This is a genomic window from Xanthomonas albilineans (assembly GCF_002939705.1).
Lineage (GTDB): Bacteria > Pseudomonadota > Gammaproteobacteria > Xanthomonadales > Xanthomonadaceae > Xanthomonas_A > Xanthomonas_A albilineans.
Genome location: NZ_MDCB01000011.1, coordinates 69,208 through 87,053 on the forward strand (window position 1 = coordinate 69,208; position 17,846 = coordinate 87,053).

Consider the following 17,846-nt stretch of genomic DNA (forward strand, 5'->3'; position numbering starts at 1 on the left):
ACGTTGGCACGTCATCGATCGAAGACACCGCGCAGTGCGATATGCTCTCGGCGATGGGCTGTCGACGGCTCCCAGAATTCCTGTTCGGGCGGCCACAATCGCCACACGATCTGGAACAGTTGGTCACTGCGCAAGCGAATACGTAACAGTCGTACTAGGGACGCGCGCCGGATGTCCGCCATCTGCGCGATCGGCAGGACGCTTCAGCAGCAACTCAAGGGCCTTGCCGACGGCGGCAAACGCAAAGGCACCCGTGATGTGCGTCGCCGCCCCCAGACCCGCGCCGCAATCCAGGTTCAAGGCCGCATCCGCGCCCAATGCAGGCCGCAAGCCGCAGACGCTGCCATCGGCCTGCGGATAGCGCACGTTCTCCAGCGAATACACCGCCGGTACGCCGAAGTAACGCTGCGGATTCTTCGGAAAATGGAACTCGCTGCGCAGCTTCTTGCGGATCAGCGCCAGCATGGCGTCGTGTTCGGTGCGCGAGACATCGCGCACACGCACCAGGGTCGGATCGGTGCGCCCACCAGCCGAGCCCACGGTCAGCAGCGGCAGTTTGCGACGCCGACACCAGGCGATGCTCTCGACCTTGACCCGGAAACTGTCACACGCATCGATCACCAGATCGAAACCGTCGCCAAGCAACTCGGCGATGTTGGACGGGGCCAGAAACGCCTCGACCGCAACCGCCTCGATCATCGGATTGATCGCCACGCAACGTTCGCGCATCGCCACTGCTTTGTTGCGTCCGTACTGCCCGGCCAGCGCCGGCAATTGCCGGTTGGTGTTGGAGACGCAAATGTCGTCGGCATCGATCAGGGTCAGATGCCCGAGCGCCGAACGCGCCAGCGCCTCCACCACCCACGAACCGACCCCGCCCATGCCCACCACCGCCACCCGGCAGCACGCCAGCCGTTCGATGCTGCCACGCCCGTATAGTCGGTCGATGCCGGCAAAGCGCTCGTGCAATTGTTCGTTCATGCAGGCATTTTATGCTATCGATGCTACTTACACGGCATCTTCCTCTACGCTGCGCGCATAAGTCTTACCCTCTATGTCCGCCACCCACATGCTGCACCCATGACGACGACGTCCCCGCACACTGCCGCTTCGCGTTATCTCTTTGTATTGAGCGCCGGCATCCTGATCGGTCTGGCCGTCACGGTCATGGGCTTGCGCGTGATGCAGGCGCGACAAGATCTATTTCCACGCAGCCTGATGCAGGTCATGGGCAGACAATTGGCGCTGCTCGAACGTGCGCGTGCCCTGCATCACTGCAACGCTCCAGATACACAGGTGCCGCTGCGCACGCTGCGCCTTCTCGGCGGCGAGCTGGACACGGCCTTCCCCGAGCTAAACGACGACAGCCGTTTCCGTGAACACGCCGATGCATTGCGCGCGCAAGTGGATATGGCGCTGGCAACACCGCCGGCCGACTGCACCGCGCTCGCGCAAGCGCGCCAGGCAATCGACGAGCAGTGCGACGCCTGCCATCGCGATTTCCGCTGAATTACGGCTGACGCCCCAGCCGCCCAGGCTGAACATCAGCACGAGGGTTGGCGTTGTATTCACGCTATGGCCGACACGATTCCCTTGAGCATTCCCTTGAGCGCGGCATGCCGCGCCCCATCACCGCCTGTCGAGGAGAGCACACATGAAGATCCATTTACTTGTCACCGGCGCAGTGGCCACCCTAGCGCTGGCAGGCTGTGCAACATCACCCGGCTACGGCGGCGGCTATAGCGGCGACTACCGCCAGCCATCGCGCGGCTACGCCGAAACGCGTTGCGTCGACTGCGGCATTGTGACCCGCATCGATACGGTAACGTCTGGGCGCACCGCGCCGTCGGCCACCGGTGCGATCCTCGGCGGCATCGTCGGCGCGATCGCCGGCCATGAAATTTCCGATCACACAGGGGGCAGCAAGGGCAACCAGAACGTGTCCGCAGTGGCTGGTGCGGCCGCTGGCGCTCTGGCCGGCAACCAGATCCAGAAAAACGTCACCAGCGACACCTACGATATCCGCGTGCAGATGGACGACGGCCGCATACTCGTCGTCAACCAGCGCGACTTGGCCGGCATTGGCGAGAACACCTACGTCCGTGTGGTGAACGGCCGCGTCGTGCCACGCTGATCGCCCCCAGGTCTCTCCAACGCAAAAAGGCCCGCAGCGCGGGCCATTTTGCGTGCGGACCAAGCCGTCCGCAATGGGGATTCAGACCGGCTGCACCGCGTCGGCCTGCAGGCCCTTCTGGCCTTGGACCACGATGAAACTCACCTTCTGGCCTTCCTTGAGGCTTTTGAAGCCCTGGGTCTGAATAGCGCGGAAGTGTACGAACACATCCTCGCCGTTCGTGCGGCTAATGAACCCAAAACCTTTGGCATCATTAAACCATTTCACTAAACCTACCTCGCGAGTGTGATTTTCGTCGCTCATGATGGACTTTCTCCTTGGAACATGTCTCAGGGGTGGGTACGCCGTGGGTTGCGGCGGCTGGTTGCAAGGAGGAAGCGAGGTATAACGATGTAGCGGATCGGTGGATCTACCGCATCAGGCCACGATTCAGGGTGACCTTTGCAAGCACAGCGGCTGCAACTTACCCCGGCCAAAATGAAAATGCAATCAACAAATACACGCCACTGTCAACCCTAAAACGACCAGCGTAACAAGCCACGTGAGTCCTGGGTTCATCTACTACTTCTGTGCCAGCCTGCTTGTCGTGATCGGACTGGCCGGGGTCGTGCTACCCGCCCTGCCCGGCACGCCGCTGATGTTCGCCGGCATGCTTCTGGCGGCCTGGGCCGATGACTTCGAGCACGTTGGCTGGACCACGCTGACCGTGCTGGCTGTGTTTACCGCAGCCTCGCTTCTGGTGGACCTGCTAGCCACCGCGTTAGGCGCCAGTCGCGTCGGCGCCAGCCGCAAAGCCGTGTGGGGCGCAATTCTGGGGAGCATCGCTGGCCTGCCCTACATGCCAATCGGTCTGTTCGTCGGCCCCTTCGTCGGCGCGTTGGCCGGCGAATACTGGCACAGCCGCCAGTTGCGACAAGCCGCAAAGGTGGGGATGGGGACGTGGATGGGCATCGTCCTCGGCATGGCGGCCAAACTCGCCCTGGCACTGAGCATGATCGGTCTGTTCGCCGCAGCGTGGCTGTTCTGAAGGCGCTGTCGACGCCACCTGATGCGTGCGTGAGAATAAGACCCCTGTATTTTCCTCGCCCCCCCTCCCGCAGCAACCACACACCCGCGCCAACACCAGCAACGAGAACGAAAAAAGATGCCTCACCGCAAGGCTCCCCACCTGCTGTTACTGTCGATCGCAACCGTGCAGCTGGCGCACGCACAAGAATTCATGCCCACCCCCGCCTCACCGGAAGCCTGCGTCGCCATTTCCAACGATGCCGCACGCCTGTCGTGTTACGACCAAGCCTTGTCGCGCCGGGTCGCCAGCCAGCCAGCACCCGACTCGCCCCCCCAGCCCCCAGGCAAACGCCAGAAACAGCCACTGGACACCACATTGCCAAAGGACACTGGAGTCGCCAAACGTACACGCCCACACGCCAACCCACCGTTCCAGCAGGATCGTTACGACAGCACCACCGCCAACGCCGGCAATGGCTCGATGCTGGACAGCCGCTGGGAGCTGGCGCAAGACTCCAAGCTAGGCACCTTCCAGCTACGCGGCTACAAGCCGATGTATCTGCTACCAGCGTTCTGGACCAGCAGGAAAAACACGCTGCCCACCTCGCCGAACCCGGTCAACACGGTGACCCGCGCGGAACAGCTGGACAGCATGGAAGTGAAATTCCAGCTCAGCATGAAAACCAAGATCGCGCAGAACATCTTCGGCGACAACGGCGACCTGTGGGCGACTTACACCCAGAGTTCGCGCTGGCAGCTCTACAACGCCCGACAGTCGCGGCCGTTCCGCGAAACCGACTACGAGCCGGAACTGATCCTGGCGTTCCGCAACGACTACAGCCTGTTCGGCTGGAAGGGCCGGATGAGTGCGATCCAGTTGACCCATCAGTCCAACGGTCAGAGCGATCCGCTGTCGCGCAGCTGGAACCGAGCGATCCTCAACATCGGCCTGGATCGCGACAACTGGGCGCTGATCCTGCGCCCGTGGTACCGGCTCCCGGAAACCCGCAAGCAGGACAACAACCCGGACATCGAAGATTACATGGGCCGCGGCGACGCGACCTTGATCTACAACCATGGCGGCCAGGAGTTAGCGCTGATGGCGCGGCATTCGCTGCGTGGCGGCGACCGCGCTCACGGCGCGGTGCAACTGGACTGGGGCTTCCCGATCAGCCACCTGTTACGCGGTCATGTGCAGGTGTTCGACGGCTATGGCGAAAGCATGATCGACTACAACCATCGCGCGACTTACCTTGGCCTGGGGATTTCGCTGCTGGAATGGTTCTAGAGCGCCACCGCATGGCCAACGCCGCCGATCAGCGCAGGCTTCAAGCAGGTTCGACCACGACCGGGATCTTACCGATGCGCGCCTGCCACTCGCGCGGGCCGGTCTTGTGCACCGACTCGCCACTGGCATCGACTGCCACGGTCACCGGCATGTCCTTGACCTCGAACTCGTAGATCGCCTCCATGCCCAGGTCCTCGAACGCCAGCACCTTGCTAGCCTTGATCGCCTTGGACACCAGGTAGGCCGCGCCGCCCACCGCCATCAGGTACACCGCCTTGTTGTCGCGGATCGCGGCAATCGCCGCATCGCCGCGCTCGGACTTGCCGACCATGCCCAGCAAGCCGGTCTGCTCCAGCATCTGACGGGTGAATTTATCCATGCGCGTGGCGGTGGTCGGGCCGGCCGGCCCCACGACCTCGTCGCGCACCGGATCGACCGGGCCAACGTAGTAGATAAAGCGATTGGTGAAATCCACCGGCAGGGTTTCGCCACGGTTGAGCATGTCGATCATGCGCTTGTGCGCGGCGTCGCGACCGGTGAGCAGCTTTCCATTGAGCAGAATCACCTCGCCAGGCTTGAAGCTGGCCACATCCTCGCGGGTGATGGTGTCCAGATCGACCCGACGCGCGTTGCTCGGGTTGTAGGTCAGCGTGGGCCAGTCTTCCAACGACGGCGGATCCAACATCACCGGACCACTGCCATCCAGGGTGAAGTGCGCATGCCGGGTCGCCGCGCAGTTGGGGATCATCGCCACCGGCAGGTTGGCGGCGTGGGTCGGGTAGTCCTTGACCTTGATATCCAACACGGTGGTCAAACCGCCCAGACCCTGCGCGCCGATGCCCAAGGCGTTGACCTTTTCGTACAGCTCCAAGCGCAACTCCTCGGCACGGTTGGAGGCACCGCGCGCCTGCAAGTCGACGATATCGATCGGCTCCATCAGCGCCTCTTTGGCCAGCAGCATGGCCTTCTCGGCGGTACCGCCGATGCCGATACCGAGCATGCCCGGCGGACACCAGCCAGCGCCCATGGTCGGCACGGTCTTGAGCACCCAATCGACAATGGAATCGGAAGGATTGAGCATGGCGAATTTACTCTTTGCCTCCGAGCCGCCGCCCTTGGCGGCGACGATCACATCCACCCGATCGCCCGGAACGACCTTGACGTTGACCACCGCCGGCGTGTTGTCCTTGGTGTTCTGGCGCTTGCCAGCCGGGTCGGCCAACACCGAGGCGCGCAGTTTATTATCCGGATGGTTGTAGGCCCGCCGCACGCCTTCGTTGACCATGTCCTCCACGCCCATCGTGGCGTCGTCCCAGCGCACCTGCATGCCGATCTGGAGGAACACGGTCACGATGCCGGTGTCCTGACAGATCGGCCGGTGGCCCTCGGCGCACAGGCGCGAGTTGATCAGGATCTGCGCAATCGCGTCCTTGGCCGCAGGCGACTGCTCGCGCGCGTAAGCCGCCGACAGGCTCTTGATGTAATCGACCGGGTGGTAGTAGCTGATGTATTGCAGCGCGTCGGCGACGGACTGGATGAGGTCTTCCTGCTTGATCGAGGTCACGGCGGGCTCTGCGGCTGGCTGGGGAAACCAGACTATTTTAGGGCAAAGTGTCCGCTCCGCCGCGCGGTCACGCCGGGACGCCCTGTTGCGTTCTTGCCCACGGTTGTGGACACCCCACACTCCCCGCCCACACCGGCGTCGGCACACTATGCCGATGACATCCGCCTCTCCGTCTCACGGCGCCCCCCGCCCCGCCTCGCGCACCGGCCCAAGCCTGCGCGAACGCTTCGCGGCAATGCGCAACCTGCCGCCGTTCCTACGCCAGATCTGGCAGAGCAGCCACTGGCTGACCCTCAGCAGCATCGGCCTGCGCATCGTCCGCGCACTGCTGCCTGTGGCTGCGCTGTACGTCGGCAAATTGCTGATCGATGAGACCATCCACCTGGTCGGGCAATCCCAGCACATCGTCGCCTTCGGCCAAGCGCTGAGCAGTGGCCGGCTGAACCGGCTACTGGAACTGCTGGCGCTGGAACTGACGTTGGCGATCGGGTCGGACCTGCTCGGGCGACTGATCAGCTATGCCGACACGCTGCTGTCGGAACTGTTCAACAACAGCTCCAGTGTGCAATTGATGGAGCATGCCGCACAGTTGGACCTTGAGGATTTCGAGAACCCAGAGCAGCAGGATCGGCTCGACCGCGCGCGACGCCAGACCATGGGCCGGATGAACCTGATGAGCCAATTGTTCGGCCAGGTGCAGGATGCGATCACCGTCATCAGTTTCGCGATCGGTCTGCTGGTTTACGCACCGTGGCTGATCGCATTGCTTGCGCTGGCCTTGCTACCGGCATTCATTGGCGAAGCGCATTTCAATGCACTGGGCTATGCGCTCAACTTCCAATGGACCGCCGAGCGCCGCCAACTCGACTACCTGCGCCAACTCGGCGCCAGCGTCGAGACCGCCAAGGAAGTGAAAATCTTCAACTTGCACAGGTTTCTGATCGCGCGCTACCGCGCGTTGGCCGAGCGCTTCTTCCAAGCCAACCGCACGCTGGCGCGCAAGCGCATGCTGTGGGGCACGCTGCTGGCCGCGCTGGGCACGCTGGGTTACTACGCCGCCTACGGCTATATCGCCTGGCGTACCGTGCGCGGGGATTTCAGCATCGGCGACCTGACCTTCCTGGCCGGCAGCTTCCTGCGCCTGCGCCAATTGTTCGAAGGGCTGCTGATCGGTTTCTCGCAGGTGGCCGGGCAAGCGCTGTATCTGGACGACCTGTACGCGTTCTTCCGCATCGTGCCGGAGATCCGCTCGCGGCCCGACGCCTTGCCGGTGCCGCGTCCGATCGCGCACGGCATCGTGTTCGAGAATGTCGGCTTCCGCTATCCCGATGCCCAACGATGGGCAGTGCGCGACCTGAACTTCGAACTGCGCACCGGCGAAGTGTTGGCGCTGGTGGGCGAGAACGGCACCGGCAAAACCACCCTGGTCAAACTGCTGGCGCGGCTGTACGACCCCGACGAAGGCCGCATCCTGCTCGATGGCCGCGACCTGCGCGATTACGATCTGGACGACCTGCGCAGCAACCTCGGGGTGATCTTCCAGGACTTCGTGCGCTACCACTTCAGCGCTGGCGAGAACATCGGCGTCGGCCAGATCGCAGCGCTGCACGACCATGCACGCATCCGCAGGGCCGCGCAGCGCGCGATGGCCGCCGAGTTGATCGAGGGCCTGCCACAGGGCTACGCGCAGGTGATCGGACGCCGCTTCAAAACTGGCGTGGACCTGTCCGGCGGGCAGTGGCAGAAGATCGCCATCGCCCGCGCCTACATGCGCGAGGCGCAGGTCATGATCCTCGACGAACCGACCGCGGCGCTGGACGCGCGCAGCGAGTTCGAGGTGTTCCAGCGCTTCAAGGAACTGTCCGCAGAGCGCACCGCCGTGCTGATCTCGCACCGCTTTTCCAGCGTGCGCATGGCCGACCGCATCTTGGTACTGGCCGATGGCCGCATCGAAGCCAATGGCACTCATGACGAGCTGATGGCACAAGGCGGACGCTACGCGGAACTGTTCGAACTACAGGCCGCTGGGTATCGTTGAGTCCGATCCCCCCCCAATCCGACACCCGCCACGATGCATCGCTTTCTGCCCTGCCTACTTGCCGCCCTGCTTGCCGCGCCCGCGTCCGCCGCTCCCCTCGCCGCCCCGTCGATGCCAGTGGACTACAGCGCGGCCAAGGCCCTCGCCGACCACGACGAGGCCATGCTGCCGACGCCACTAAGCGAGCATTTGCACACGCTGCAACGCGCCGCACTGGACGAGGGTGTGGCCAATTGCGCCACGCCGCGTCCGGATACCTCCGCGTTCGTCATCGTGGTCCAGTTGCAGGCCGACGGCAGTGTCGGCGCAAGCTGGCGCAATGGCACCACACCGATGGCGCTGTGTCTGGAACGCTTTCTGCGTCAACGCCCGCTGCTGGCGCCGCCGCAGGCACCACTGTACCTGTCGTATGAAGTCTCGTTCGAGAAGTGAAACGAGCTGGCGCGCAGATCCGACGTCGGGACGGACACAAATAAGATCTGATATCGCCTGAACAACCATGGGATAGAATGATTTCCGCTCCTTCCCCATCACGATCAACGGCATGTCCTCCGCTTTTGGCCCCGAAACGGTGCTCGATGTCCGTCACTGGACCGACGACTACTTCAGCTTCACCACCACCCGCAACGATGGCTTTCGTTTCGAAAACGGCCAGTTCGTGATGATCGGCCTGGAGACGGAGAGCCGGCCGCTGCTACGCGCCTACTCCATCGCCAGCGCCAACTGGGAGGAGCAGCTGGAGTTCTTCAGCATCAAGGTGCCGAACGGCCCACTGACTTCACGCCTGCAGCACATCAAGCCAGGCGATTCGGTGCTGGTCGGTAAGAAACCCACCGGCACGCTCCTGATCAGCGACCTGCATCCAGGCCGGCATCTGTATCTACTGGGCACCGGCACCGGTCTGGCGCCGTGGCTGTCGGTAATCAAGGATCCGGAAACCTACGAACGCTTCGACAAAGTGATCCTCACCCACGGCGTGCGCTTCGAGAAGGATCTGGCTTATCGCGACTATGTCGAGAAGGAACTGCCGCAGCACGAATTCCTCGGCGAAACCATCCGCGAGAAACTGCTGTACTACCCGGCGGTGACCCGCCAGACATTCCGCAACCATGGCCGCCTCACCGAGTTGATCGTCAGCGGCGCGATGCAGCGCACGCTGGGCCTGCCGCCGCTGGATCCGGAGCACGACCGCGCGATGATCTGCGGCAGCCCACAGATGCTGGCCGATCTGCGCCAGAGCCTGGACGCGCGCGGCTTCGTCGCTTCGCCGCGCATCGGCGCCCTGGGCCACTACGTGTTCGAGCGCGCTTTCGTCGAAAAATAGTGCGGCAGAAGCTCGATCCGTCGTCAGGACTCGACGACAGCAGGCATCGCCGCGCTCAGCCCAACGCGCGCTCGATCTGTACGGCCAGCGCTTCCGGCTTGGTGGTGGGCGCATAACGCGCCAGCACCTGCCCCTTGCGATCAAGCAGAAACTTACTGAAATTCCATTTGATCGCCGCAATCCTGAATGCACCCGGCTGTTGCTGCTTGAGCCAGCGCCACAACGGATGCGCTTTCTCGCCATTGACCTGCACCTTGGCGAACATCGGGAAATCGACACCGTAGCTCAACGAACAGAACTGGCGGATCTCATCGGCATTGCCCGGTTCCTGATGACCGAACTGATCGCACGGGAAACCGAGTACCACCAGGCCACGATCGCGGTACCGCTCCCACAGCGCCTGCAGACCTGCATATTGCGGAGTGAAGCCGCATTTGGATGCAACATTGACGATCAGCAGCACATTGCCGGCGTAATCGACCAGCGGCTGAACATGGCCATCCAGGGTCGTCGCAGTGAAGGTATAAGCAGTGGTCTGCATCTCCATGAGTCTCGCTTCTCGGGAATGGTACTAGACCGAGCCTGCACATCGCTGCCGCCGCCGCGCTCGGCCACTCGCAGACAGCGAGCGACATCTTCACTTCCACGGGGCAAATTCCACGGCAACAGGATCGGGACGAACAAAACGCTCGCATGGACAGCACGACGCCCGGACTAGCCGGGCGTCGTGACAAACCGATCGACATTAGGCACGCCGCAAAGGGCGATACCAATGCGCACCGATGGGCTTACTTGCCATCGGCCGAGACACCGGCATCCGCGCCAAGTGAGGCAGAGCCACTCGCCTGCTTCCCTTCCGCGCCCGCCTGACCCGAAGCCGACACGGCACCACCGGCCGCACCGCCCTTGGTCGCGCGATGCGACGCGCTGCCCTTGGCGTGACTGTGTGCTTTACCGCTCGCGCCCGCCACGCCATCCATACTGCCGGCCGCGTCGCCTGCGGCAGACAGCGCCGTACCGGACTTGGCTGCGCTGGCAGCAGTACCCAGCGCGCCATCGGCCTCGGTCATCGCCCCGCTCGCCGTCTTGCGTGCCGCCGCCGCACCGCGCGCTGCGCCCGCCCGTACGTGCTGCGAGGTTTGTTCGATGCCGTCGCGGGCATGCTCCAGCGGAGCGCCCGCATCCACTCGGCCCGCGCCCGCAGCGGTAGCGCCCAAATTCCCCGCCGCCTGCCCGCCCAGGGTGCCGTTCACCGCACCGCCCAGGCCGCCCGCGCCACCCAGTGCCTGCGCACCAGCACACGGCGCCATCGCCACCATCGCCACCAGCACCGCGCTCGCCATCAGAGTCTTGGTCTTGCTGTTCATTGCGTTCTCCTCATTCCGCCACCGGGAATCAGTGGCTTGGTCCCTTATATACGAGTCAAAAGCAACGCCACTTCAACAGGAACATAGATGCAGACAGGCCGCATTCACCGGCTGGGCATGCGCGATGCCCCCTCACCGCACGCCCAAGCTTGCAACTACGCGCAGACTTCGCCGCAATGCTCGATGCACGTATTCCGGCACGCATCTTGACGAATGAAAACGCACACCAAACAGCATCAGTACCTGAGGCCGATCAGCCAACCACCGGCATGCATGCCTATGTCAAGCGCAGCGGCACCGCGACGCAGCACGGCAACGGCGGCACTGGGCGATACCAACGTTTGACGACAGCGCCGGGAGCTCTGGTACAAACACTGGAGCTATAGCTCACGGTGAGTTACAAGTGAGTTACAGGCCAAGATCTGTAACGGCGAACGGCACGCGCGGCTGGCGCTAGCCAACCTGAGCGTGAGAGTCGACGCCACTCAACATCTTTTTCAGCAAACGCTCCAATTGCTGCTGTTCGTCGACATTCAGGCCTTTGGTTTCGGCGTATAGAAACGCGCACACATCTGGCAACAGCCTTTCGATCAAGGCGATACCGGCTGGTTGCAGGGTCATTGCAACCTTGCGGCGGTCTTCATGACTGGCCATGCGCAACAGCAAACCCTTGCTGCAGAGGCTATCGGTAAGGCGGGTGATGTTGGCCGGTTTCTCACTGGCAGCCTCGGCCACTTCGGTGGGAGTCATGCAGTTGCCGGGTGTGCCGTACAGCATCATCAGGATATCGTATTCCGGCGGGCTGATGCCGTAATCCTTAAGCGCCACGCATGCGTTGGCGTGGACGCGCTTGTAAAGATGCTTGACCAACCGCATCAACACGGCCGGAGAACGTGGAAATGCATGGTAGCGCTCGCATGTGTAGACCACACGTCGCTCGGTCTGATCGAAACTGCTCATAGGGGTTTGGGGGTAATCGCAGGTGGAGAGTGGAGGCGAAGACAACAATGCTGCTCAGTGTGACTGATGCCGAGGAAAGTGGAAACGTCGGCATGCTCGGTTCAACATTGCACACTCCCGATACAAGGCGCGGCGACGGCGCGAACAGGAACCCGCCACAGGTAGTCGCTTCGCCTTGCAGCAGTAGCTAGGCGACGAACAACCTCGCATATTCGGGTGCAACCAGAGCACGCAATACACTGGCCGGCACGTCGACTATTTGCGTGCCATCGGAATACGCCCCCACCTGGTACGGCGGAAACACAAAGCGCACAGCGGTGATTTTGCCGCTCGCATCGACCAGCGGCTGGAACTGACTGAAGTTGCGGGCCTGCGGCGTGGTGCCCTCGGCGATCAGCTTGTCGACATTGAGTATCAGCTGATCCTGATCGTCTCGCCGCAGCTGCGCGGCATGAACCCGTGCTCGCAGCGCATGGTGAAGTTGCGCGGCAGCGTAAGTAGCCACACTCTTCCAATGACCGGCATCGGGGATCAATTCCTCGGCGGTCAGCATACGTTGCTGCTGCGGTAACCACACAAAACGCACAAGCAGTGGCTCGCCATGAGCGCCACCGGTATAGCGACTGCCATCGGCCGCCAACGCGACCAGATCCGGCTGTTCCAGCAACAGATCGAACTGCAGGGACAATTCGTAAGGTGCACGCGAACGGTCGTTACCGATGCCTTCGACCGCCTGCATCAACTCGCCGCGCGCACGCTGCGCATAACGATTAGCCGCCTCGGCCAGACCCGGATAGTGGTTGATGGCCGCAGGAAAAGTCATCCCAATCACATAGTTTGGGTTGTGCTCGACGATGTCCTTCAACTCCAACGCTGCGGCACCGGTTGGTGCAACAGACACATCGGCCTGGCTCGCTGACAGCGTTGGCGCCAAGACGGTCGTCTGCTCGCGCTTACACCCGAGCACTGACAATGTCACTGCCAGTGCAAGCACAACCCATGCCACTTGCCGGTTACATCTGATTTGCATGCGCTGTCTCACGTCGACTTTCCCGTGTTCTGCTGTGTGTACGTGAATGACGCACATCGTGCGGTTGAGTTGCCCTGCGCGCTCAACCGAGCAACACCGCGTATTGTGGGTGGCGTTGAATGAAGACCGCGGCATACGAACAGGACGGTACGACCTTCATTCCTTGCGACTGTGCATATTCCAACGCTGCCGCCACCAACATTGCGGCTAGGCCACGGCCACCGATCGCGGTCGGCACGCCGGTGTGGACGATCACCATGCGCTCGCGCTCCAGCACGTAGTCGAGTTCGGCCCTGTGACCGTCAAGGTGCAGGGTGAAGCGACGCTCTTGCGGCTCGTGCGCGATGGAAGCAGCCATGAGGATCTGAGGAAGGAAGTGTCTGCGGTAGCACAGTGTCCACATCCGCTCGCCACCGTGATGTGAAGCAAATCGTTCGCTAAAGCACACTCAAGTCGCGCCATCGGCAGCCGCTACCCTCATGACAGGGCAATGCCTTGGCATGGGAGTTGCTTATCCCATCACAACACGATCGAACAGGGGCAAGGCGTAATGAGCGAGAACAGATATCAGCAGGGCGACCCAGATGCCGCCATGCTAGAAGAGATGTTCCAACTCGCACTCAACGGCGAACTCAACGACGGAAGATTCAAGCAACTCAACGACGAGATCTACGAGCGCCTGCGGTGCACCTACGAAAATTCTGCCATCGGCAGCGCCAAGGCGCAGTTACGCGGCCAACAAATCGGTTGACGCCGGCACGACCACCGCACGTGCTCACCCAAGCTTGCCTCGTCCCGTGCAGAAGAGACAACGCCACTGCACCCTGAGCAGCCGCAACGCGCGCTGCGGCTGGTGCAATTCAGCCGGGGCCAAAGCGCGGGTTTGCCAACTCGCTTAGAAAATGCTGCAGCACCGCTGGCTGCATGATCAGCACAAACATCACCCCGAACCCCGCACCGGCCAGATGCGCGCTGTGATTGACATTATCGCCGCCGCGGCGATCCATCCAGATGCTGTAAGCGACGTAGAACACCGCGTAGATGATCGCTGGGATCGGGATCGGGATGAAAAAAAAGAAAATCCCGGTCCAAGGCGCTATGAGGATGAAGGCGAACAGCACTGCCGACACCGCACCGGAGGCACCCAGACTCATGAAATTGGGATTTTTCCGGTTCTTCAGGTAACTCGGCAGAATCGAGACCAGCAGCGCTCCAAGGTAAAACAGCGGATACACCAACGTGCTGCCGGTCAGACGCTCCATCAGCACTTCGATCGGGCCGCCGAAGAAGTACAGCGTGACCATATTGAACAGCAAGTGCGGGAAATCGGCGTGGATGAAACCATAGGTCACCAATCGGTCGTACTGCTTGTGACGATCAATCGCCGGCGGCCACAGAATCAGCCGGTCGAGCAGCCTGCGATTGTTGAACGCCCCCCATGACACCAGCACGGTGAGGACGATGAGAATCAGATTGATGGGGGGGATGGAGGGCATGCGAGGTCTCAGATGGAAAGGTAATGGTCAACCATGCGCCCGTGGTACGCGGATAGCCCGAACAGGCCCGAAGCAGCGAACGCGGCGAAGAAGAACATCAGGAAGGTGGTCTCGCTAAGCCCGCAGCGGCCGATATGCGCAACGACCCACGCAGTGAACAGCATCATCAGCACCACCTCTCCAGGGTTCAAGACGCCCATCATGGGGCCAATTTCGGCAAGGTGCCAAGATGATCCGCCCTTGGCTAACCGCCACCTACCATCGATGCTGCCATGCAGCACAACCAAGCCGGCGAGATCGCAAGCCGCTCTGCTCGGCACCGATCTGCACCAACATGGCATAAGCTTCCATCCCCTACCCGCAGTGGGCGACATTGCCAATAGAGACCTTCCGCACCGACGACGCCAGCTTCGCCACGCATTCAAACGCGCACCGTCGGCGCCGACGCGCTGTTCCTGCCAATCGCCCAGCCCAAGGCACGGCTCCTGATGGCTCTGCTGGAACTGCATGCGCCTGACTCCTTTTGTATCCGATCATGATTAACGACGAAGCACCGTCCTCATACCACCAACGCTAATCCCACAACCGTGAGATGAGACTGATGCGACATTCCTTCAGCTACCAGAGAAAGGCCACAGACCCGCTATGAAAGCATCCATAGTATTGCGTTGCCTCGCAATCGCCTGGCCGGTCCTCGCCACGCCAGTGCCAGCCACAGCCACGGACACCCCGACTCTAAGCGTAGTCACTCTGAACCTGTCTCAGCATCGACAGGACTGGCCGCAGCGCCGCGACCAAATCGCCGATACGCTGCGCGCGCTACGACCGGACGCCATCGTCCTGGAAGACATGCCGCAGGACGACGCCCTGCCCGATCAAGCACAGTGGCTGGCCGCGCAGCTCGGCGAGCCGTGGGACGTCGCCAGCATCGATTCGCCCAGTGCAAACCGGCGCCACGATAATGCGCTACTGACCCGACACCCGGTCCTGTCGCGCGAACAGATTCGCCTGAACCCACGCGACAACGACAGCAATGCCACGCGCCTGCGCCTGGAAGTGAGCGCTCGCGTAGTGAATCTCTACACCGCTCCACTGCACTTGAATCGCGCCGACGGCACCCGTACCCAACACGAGTTACAGGATTTGCTTGCGTGGATCGCGCACAGCGCCGACGGCGCACCGTCGCTGCTGGCGGGCGATTTCAAAGTCGGCACCGACACAGCGGGACTAGCTGCGCTCCGCCGCGATTTCGACGACAACGACGCCAGCCTGGACGGGCACGGCAATCGCCGTCCCGGCAACGCGCTGAATTCAAAACGTTCAAGGCCCGAGCCCGTCTCCATGCTATTCTTCCAGCGCGAGCGCTTTGTCCCGGTCGCCAGCCGCAGCTTGTTGCAGACAACCAATCGCCACGGCGCCTCGGCTCCGGACGACTTCGCTTGGCTCAACACATTGCGTCTGCTCCCTAACACCAACGTCGATGCACAGCATCCGTGGGCCGACCGTAGCCTGGCACCAGACCGTCGCGCCGCGCTGCTGGTGCAGGCTATGACCGAGGACGAAAAATTCCAGATGCTGCGCAGCTACTTCGGGCTTAGCAAGAACGGCAATCCGCGTCCGCCCGGCGCGATCGGCTCGGCAGGCTACGTACCGGCGATTGAGCGCCTGGGCATCCATGCGCAGCAACTGGCCGATGCCGGGGTCGGCGTGACCAATCCAGGCAACATCCGCCCCGGCGACCATGCCACAGCATTGCCGTCCACGCTCGCCACCACCTCCACATGGAACCGCGAACTGGCCTACACCGGCGGCGTCACCATGGGACGCGAAGCGTGGCAGCAAGGCTTCAACGTGCTGCTGGCCGGCAGCGTCAACCTACAGCGCGATCCACGCAACGGTCGCAACTTCGAGTATGCCGGCGAAGACCCGGTGTTGGCCGGCGCCATGGTCGGCGAATTGATCCGCGGGGTGCAAAGCCAGCATGTGGTCTCGACCATGAAGCATTTCGCGCTCAACGACCTGGAAACCGGGCGCGACAGCCACAGCGCCGACATCGGCGCACAGGCCATGCACGAATCGGACCTATTGGCCTTCGAACTGGCGCTGAAGATCGGCGCGCCGCAGGCGGTGATGTGCGCATACAACCGCATCAATGGCGTGTACGCCTGCGAGCACGACTATTTGCTCAACAAAGTACTGAAACAAGAATGGAAGTTCCCCGGCTACGTGATGTCAGACTGGGGCGCTGTGCATAGCGGCGCCAAGGCGGCGATGGCCGGCCTGGATCAGGAGTCGGCCGGCGAAGCGTTCGACAAAGAAGTGTACTTCGACCAGCCGCTGCGCATGGCCGTAACCGCCGGCAGCGTGCCGCAGGCACGCGTGGACGACATGGTCCGGCGGATCCTGCGTGCCTTCATCGCCACAGGCAGCTACGACCACCCGCCGCAACACCAACCGATCGACGATGCCGCTGGCGGGCTGATCGCGCAACGTCTGGTCGAGGAAGGCACGGTGCTACTGCGCAACGAGCAGCAGACGCTGCCGCTACCGCGCAACCTGCACCGCATCGCGGTGATCGGTGGACATGCCGACAAGGGCGTAATCGGCGGTGGCGGTTCATCGATGGTCGGCTTCACCGCCAACGGCGGCAATGCGGTACCGGACATCGCCCCGACCACGTGGCCCGGCCCGGTGATGTACCACCCCTCCTCGCCGCTGCAGGCGCTGCGCAAGGCACTACCAGAGGCGCAGATCGACTACGCCAGCGGCGATGATCTAGCCGCCGCGGCCAAGCTCGCGCGCAGTGCCGAAGCGGTGATCGTATTCGCCACGCAGTGGGCGGCCGAATCGGTGGACCTGCCCGACATCCGCCTGCCCGGCCAGCAGGACGCGCTGATCGCCGCGATGGCCAAGGCCAATCCACGCACAGTCGTGGTCCTGGAGACCAATGGCCCGGTGGCGATGCCGTGGCTACGACAGGTGCCGGCGGTACTGGAAGCCTGGTACCCCGGCATCCGCGGCGGCGAAGGGCTGGCGCGCCTGCTGCTGGGCGACGTCAATCCGTCCGGACGCCTGCCGGTCACCTGGCTGCGCGACGTGGCGCAACTCCCGCGTCCCTCGATTCCAGGACTGGGCCCCAACCCGGCACAACCGGCCGGCCGCAACGTCGATTACACCATCGAAGGGGCCAATGTCGGCTACCGCTGGTTCGCCGCGCGCGGGCTGAAACCACTGTATCCGTTTGGCTATGGTCTGTCCTACACGCAGTTCGCCTACGCCAACTTCAGCGTGCGGATGGACGGGGCCAATGTCGTCGCCAGCGTCGAGGTGCGCAATACCGGCACGCGCGAAGGCGCCGATGTCGCCCAACTGTATCTACGCCTGCCGCAAGGACACGCCACGCCGATCCGCTTGGTCGGCTGGAAAAAGGTAATGCTCAAGCCCGGCGAAAGCCGTCGCATCCACATCGTCGCCGAGCCCAAGACCCTGGCCGACTACGACCCGGCGCAACGCCACTGGCACATCGCCGCCGGCACTTACGCATTCATGCTTGGACGTTCGGCGACACAGGCCGAAGCCAGCGCGCCACTGCAGTTGCAAGAAAGGGGGCTGGCCCCCTGACAGATCCAGAAACTCC

The 17,846-nt window shown here is 62.8% G+C and carries 18 protein-coding genes and 3 pseudogenes; 11 read left to right on the forward strand and 10 right to left on the reverse strand.

Annotated elements, in window-relative coordinates; all coding sequences use genetic code 11:
* Positions 1-123: 123 nt before the first annotated feature.
* Positions 124-981, reverse strand: a complete 858-nt coding sequence (locus XalbCFBP2523_RS10980; RefSeq protein ID WP_012915653.1) for a tRNA threonylcarbamoyladenosine dehydratase — start codon at positions 979-981, stop codon at positions 124-126.
* A 99-nt stretch (positions 982-1,080) separates the two neighbouring features.
* On the opposite strand from XalbCFBP2523_RS10980, the gene XalbCFBP2523_RS10985 reads away from it, so the two are divergent.
* Both XalbCFBP2523_RS10985 and XalbCFBP2523_RS10990 read left to right on the forward strand, forming a co-directional pair.
* Positions 1,081-1,509 (forward strand): cytochrome c, encoded by a 429-nt coding sequence (locus XalbCFBP2523_RS10985; RefSeq protein ID WP_045765552.1) that lies wholly within the window; start codon positions 1,081-1,083, stop codon positions 1,507-1,509.
* A gap of 145 nt (positions 1,510-1,654) precedes the next feature.
* Positions 1,655-2,134: a glycine zipper 2TM domain-containing protein gene (locus XalbCFBP2523_RS10990; protein ID WP_045765551.1), complete on the forward strand. Its 480-nt coding sequence runs from the start codon at positions 1,655-1,657 to the stop codon at positions 2,132-2,134.
* Positions 2,135-2,215: 81 nt separating this feature from the next.
* Here the strand turns inward: XalbCFBP2523_RS10990 and XalbCFBP2523_RS10995 are convergent, their stop codons facing one another.
* Entirely contained in the window at positions 2,216-2,437 is a 222-nt protein-coding gene (locus XalbCFBP2523_RS10995; RefSeq protein ID WP_012915650.1) for a cold-shock protein, read from the reverse strand.
* 238 nt (positions 2,438-2,675) lie between these two features.
* Between XalbCFBP2523_RS10995 and XalbCFBP2523_RS11000 the strand changes: the two genes are divergently transcribed.
* From XalbCFBP2523_RS11000 to XalbCFBP2523_RS11005, 3 genes and pseudogenes are all read left to right on the forward strand, one after another.
* Positions 2,676-3,161, forward strand: a complete 486-nt coding sequence (locus tag XalbCFBP2523_RS11000) for a DUF456 domain-containing protein (protein ID WP_012915649.1) — start codon at positions 2,676-2,678, stop codon at positions 3,159-3,161.
* A 117-nt stretch (positions 3,162-3,278) separates the two neighbouring features.
* Positions 3,279-3,435 (forward strand): annotated as a pseudogene (locus XalbCFBP2523_RS17415) (phospholipase A); the annotation flags it as partial.
* Between the two features lie 164 nt (positions 3,436-3,599).
* Positions 3,600-4,430, forward strand: a pseudogene (locus XalbCFBP2523_RS11005) (phospholipase A); the annotation flags it as partial.
* 40 nt (positions 4,431-4,470) lie between these two features.
* Here the strand turns inward: XalbCFBP2523_RS11005 and XalbCFBP2523_RS11010 are convergent.
* Positions 4,471-5,994 carry a fumarate hydratase gene (locus XalbCFBP2523_RS11010; protein ID WP_045765549.1) on the reverse strand — a complete coding sequence of 508 codons (1,524 nt, stop codon included), beginning with the start codon at positions 5,992-5,994 and terminating at the stop codon, positions 4,471-4,473.
* Between the two features lie 154 nt (positions 5,995-6,148).
* On the opposite strand from XalbCFBP2523_RS11010, the gene XalbCFBP2523_RS11015 reads away from it, so the two are divergent.
* The 3 genes from XalbCFBP2523_RS11015 to XalbCFBP2523_RS11025 all read left to right on the forward strand — a co-directional run bounded on the left by XalbCFBP2523_RS11015 (position 6,149) and on the right by XalbCFBP2523_RS11025 (position 9,356).
* Complete coding sequence (locus XalbCFBP2523_RS11015) at positions 6,149-8,032, forward strand: ABC transporter ATP-binding protein (protein WP_045765548.1); 1,884 nt, start codon at positions 6,149-6,151, stop codon at positions 8,030-8,032.
* Between the two features lie 33 nt (positions 8,033-8,065).
* Complete coding sequence (locus XalbCFBP2523_RS16830) at positions 8,066-8,464, forward strand: hypothetical protein (RefSeq protein ID WP_045765547.1); 399 nt, start codon at positions 8,066-8,068, stop codon at positions 8,462-8,464.
* Between the two features lie 112 nt (positions 8,465-8,576).
* On the forward strand, positions 8,577-9,356 hold the full coding sequence (locus XalbCFBP2523_RS11025; RefSeq protein ID WP_045756782.1) for a ferredoxin--NADP reductase: 780 nt from the start codon (positions 8,577-8,579) through the stop codon (positions 9,354-9,356).
* A 55-nt stretch (positions 9,357-9,411) separates the two neighbouring features.
* On the opposite strand, the gene XalbCFBP2523_RS11030 is transcribed toward XalbCFBP2523_RS11025, so the two are convergent.
* The 5 genes from XalbCFBP2523_RS11030 to XalbCFBP2523_RS11055 form a co-directional block, all read right to left on the reverse strand.
* Entirely contained in the window at positions 9,412-9,903 is a 492-nt protein-coding gene (locus XalbCFBP2523_RS11030; RefSeq protein ID WP_045765546.1) for a glutathione peroxidase, read from the reverse strand.
* A 241-nt stretch (positions 9,904-10,144) separates the two neighbouring features.
* Positions 10,145-10,723 (reverse strand): hypothetical protein, encoded by a 579-nt coding sequence (locus tag XalbCFBP2523_RS11035; RefSeq protein ID WP_052687924.1) that lies wholly within the window; start codon positions 10,721-10,723, stop codon positions 10,145-10,147.
* A 453-nt stretch (positions 10,724-11,176) separates the two neighbouring features.
* Positions 11,177-11,683 carry a MarR family winged helix-turn-helix transcriptional regulator gene (locus XalbCFBP2523_RS11045; protein ID WP_045765545.1) on the reverse strand — a complete coding sequence of 169 codons (507 nt, stop codon included), beginning with the start codon at positions 11,681-11,683 and terminating at the stop codon, positions 11,177-11,179.
* Positions 11,684-11,870: 187 nt separating this feature from the next.
* A complete protein-coding gene (locus XalbCFBP2523_RS11050; RefSeq protein WP_045766679.1) occupies positions 11,871-12,713 on the reverse strand; it encodes a DUF3298 and DUF4163 domain-containing protein in 843 nt (280 codons plus the stop codon).
* An 82-nt stretch (positions 12,714-12,795) separates the two neighbouring features.
* On the reverse strand, positions 12,796-13,071 hold the full coding sequence (locus XalbCFBP2523_RS11055; protein ID WP_104629956.1) for a GNAT family N-acetyltransferase: 276 nt from the start codon (positions 13,069-13,071) through the stop codon (positions 12,796-12,798).
* A 192-nt stretch (positions 13,072-13,263) separates the two neighbouring features.
* Here XalbCFBP2523_RS11055 and XalbCFBP2523_RS11060 point away from each other — a divergent pair, with 192 nt between their 5' ends.
* Complete coding sequence (locus XalbCFBP2523_RS11060; protein ID WP_012915638.1) at positions 13,264-13,464, forward strand: hypothetical protein; 201 nt, start codon at positions 13,264-13,266, stop codon at positions 13,462-13,464.
* Positions 13,465-13,573: 109 nt separating this feature from the next.
* Here XalbCFBP2523_RS11060 and XalbCFBP2523_RS11065 read toward each other — a convergent pair whose 3' ends face one another.
* The gene (locus XalbCFBP2523_RS11065; RefSeq protein WP_012915637.1) at positions 13,574-14,209 is read right to left on the reverse strand and encodes a rhomboid family intramembrane serine protease; all 636 of its coding nucleotides are present in this window, start codon (positions 14,207-14,209) and stop codon (positions 13,574-13,576) included.
* An 8-nt stretch (positions 14,210-14,217) separates the two neighbouring features.
* Entirely contained in the window at positions 14,218-14,412 is a 195-nt protein-coding gene (locus XalbCFBP2523_RS11070) for a hypothetical protein (RefSeq protein WP_045765544.1), read from the reverse strand.
* Positions 14,413-14,854: 442 nt separating this feature from the next.
* Between XalbCFBP2523_RS11070 and XalbCFBP2523_RS17170 the strand changes: the two are divergent.
* A pseudogene (locus XalbCFBP2523_RS17170) lies at positions 14,855-15,400 on the forward strand (endonuclease/exonuclease/phosphatase family protein); the annotation flags it as partial.
* 261 nt (positions 15,401-15,661) lie between these two features.
* Positions 15,662-17,830, forward strand: a complete 2,169-nt coding sequence (locus XalbCFBP2523_RS11080) for a beta-glucosidase family protein (protein ID WP_045766678.1) — start codon at positions 15,662-15,664, stop codon at positions 17,828-17,830.
* The last annotated feature ends 16 nt before the right edge of the window (positions 17,831-17,846 follow it).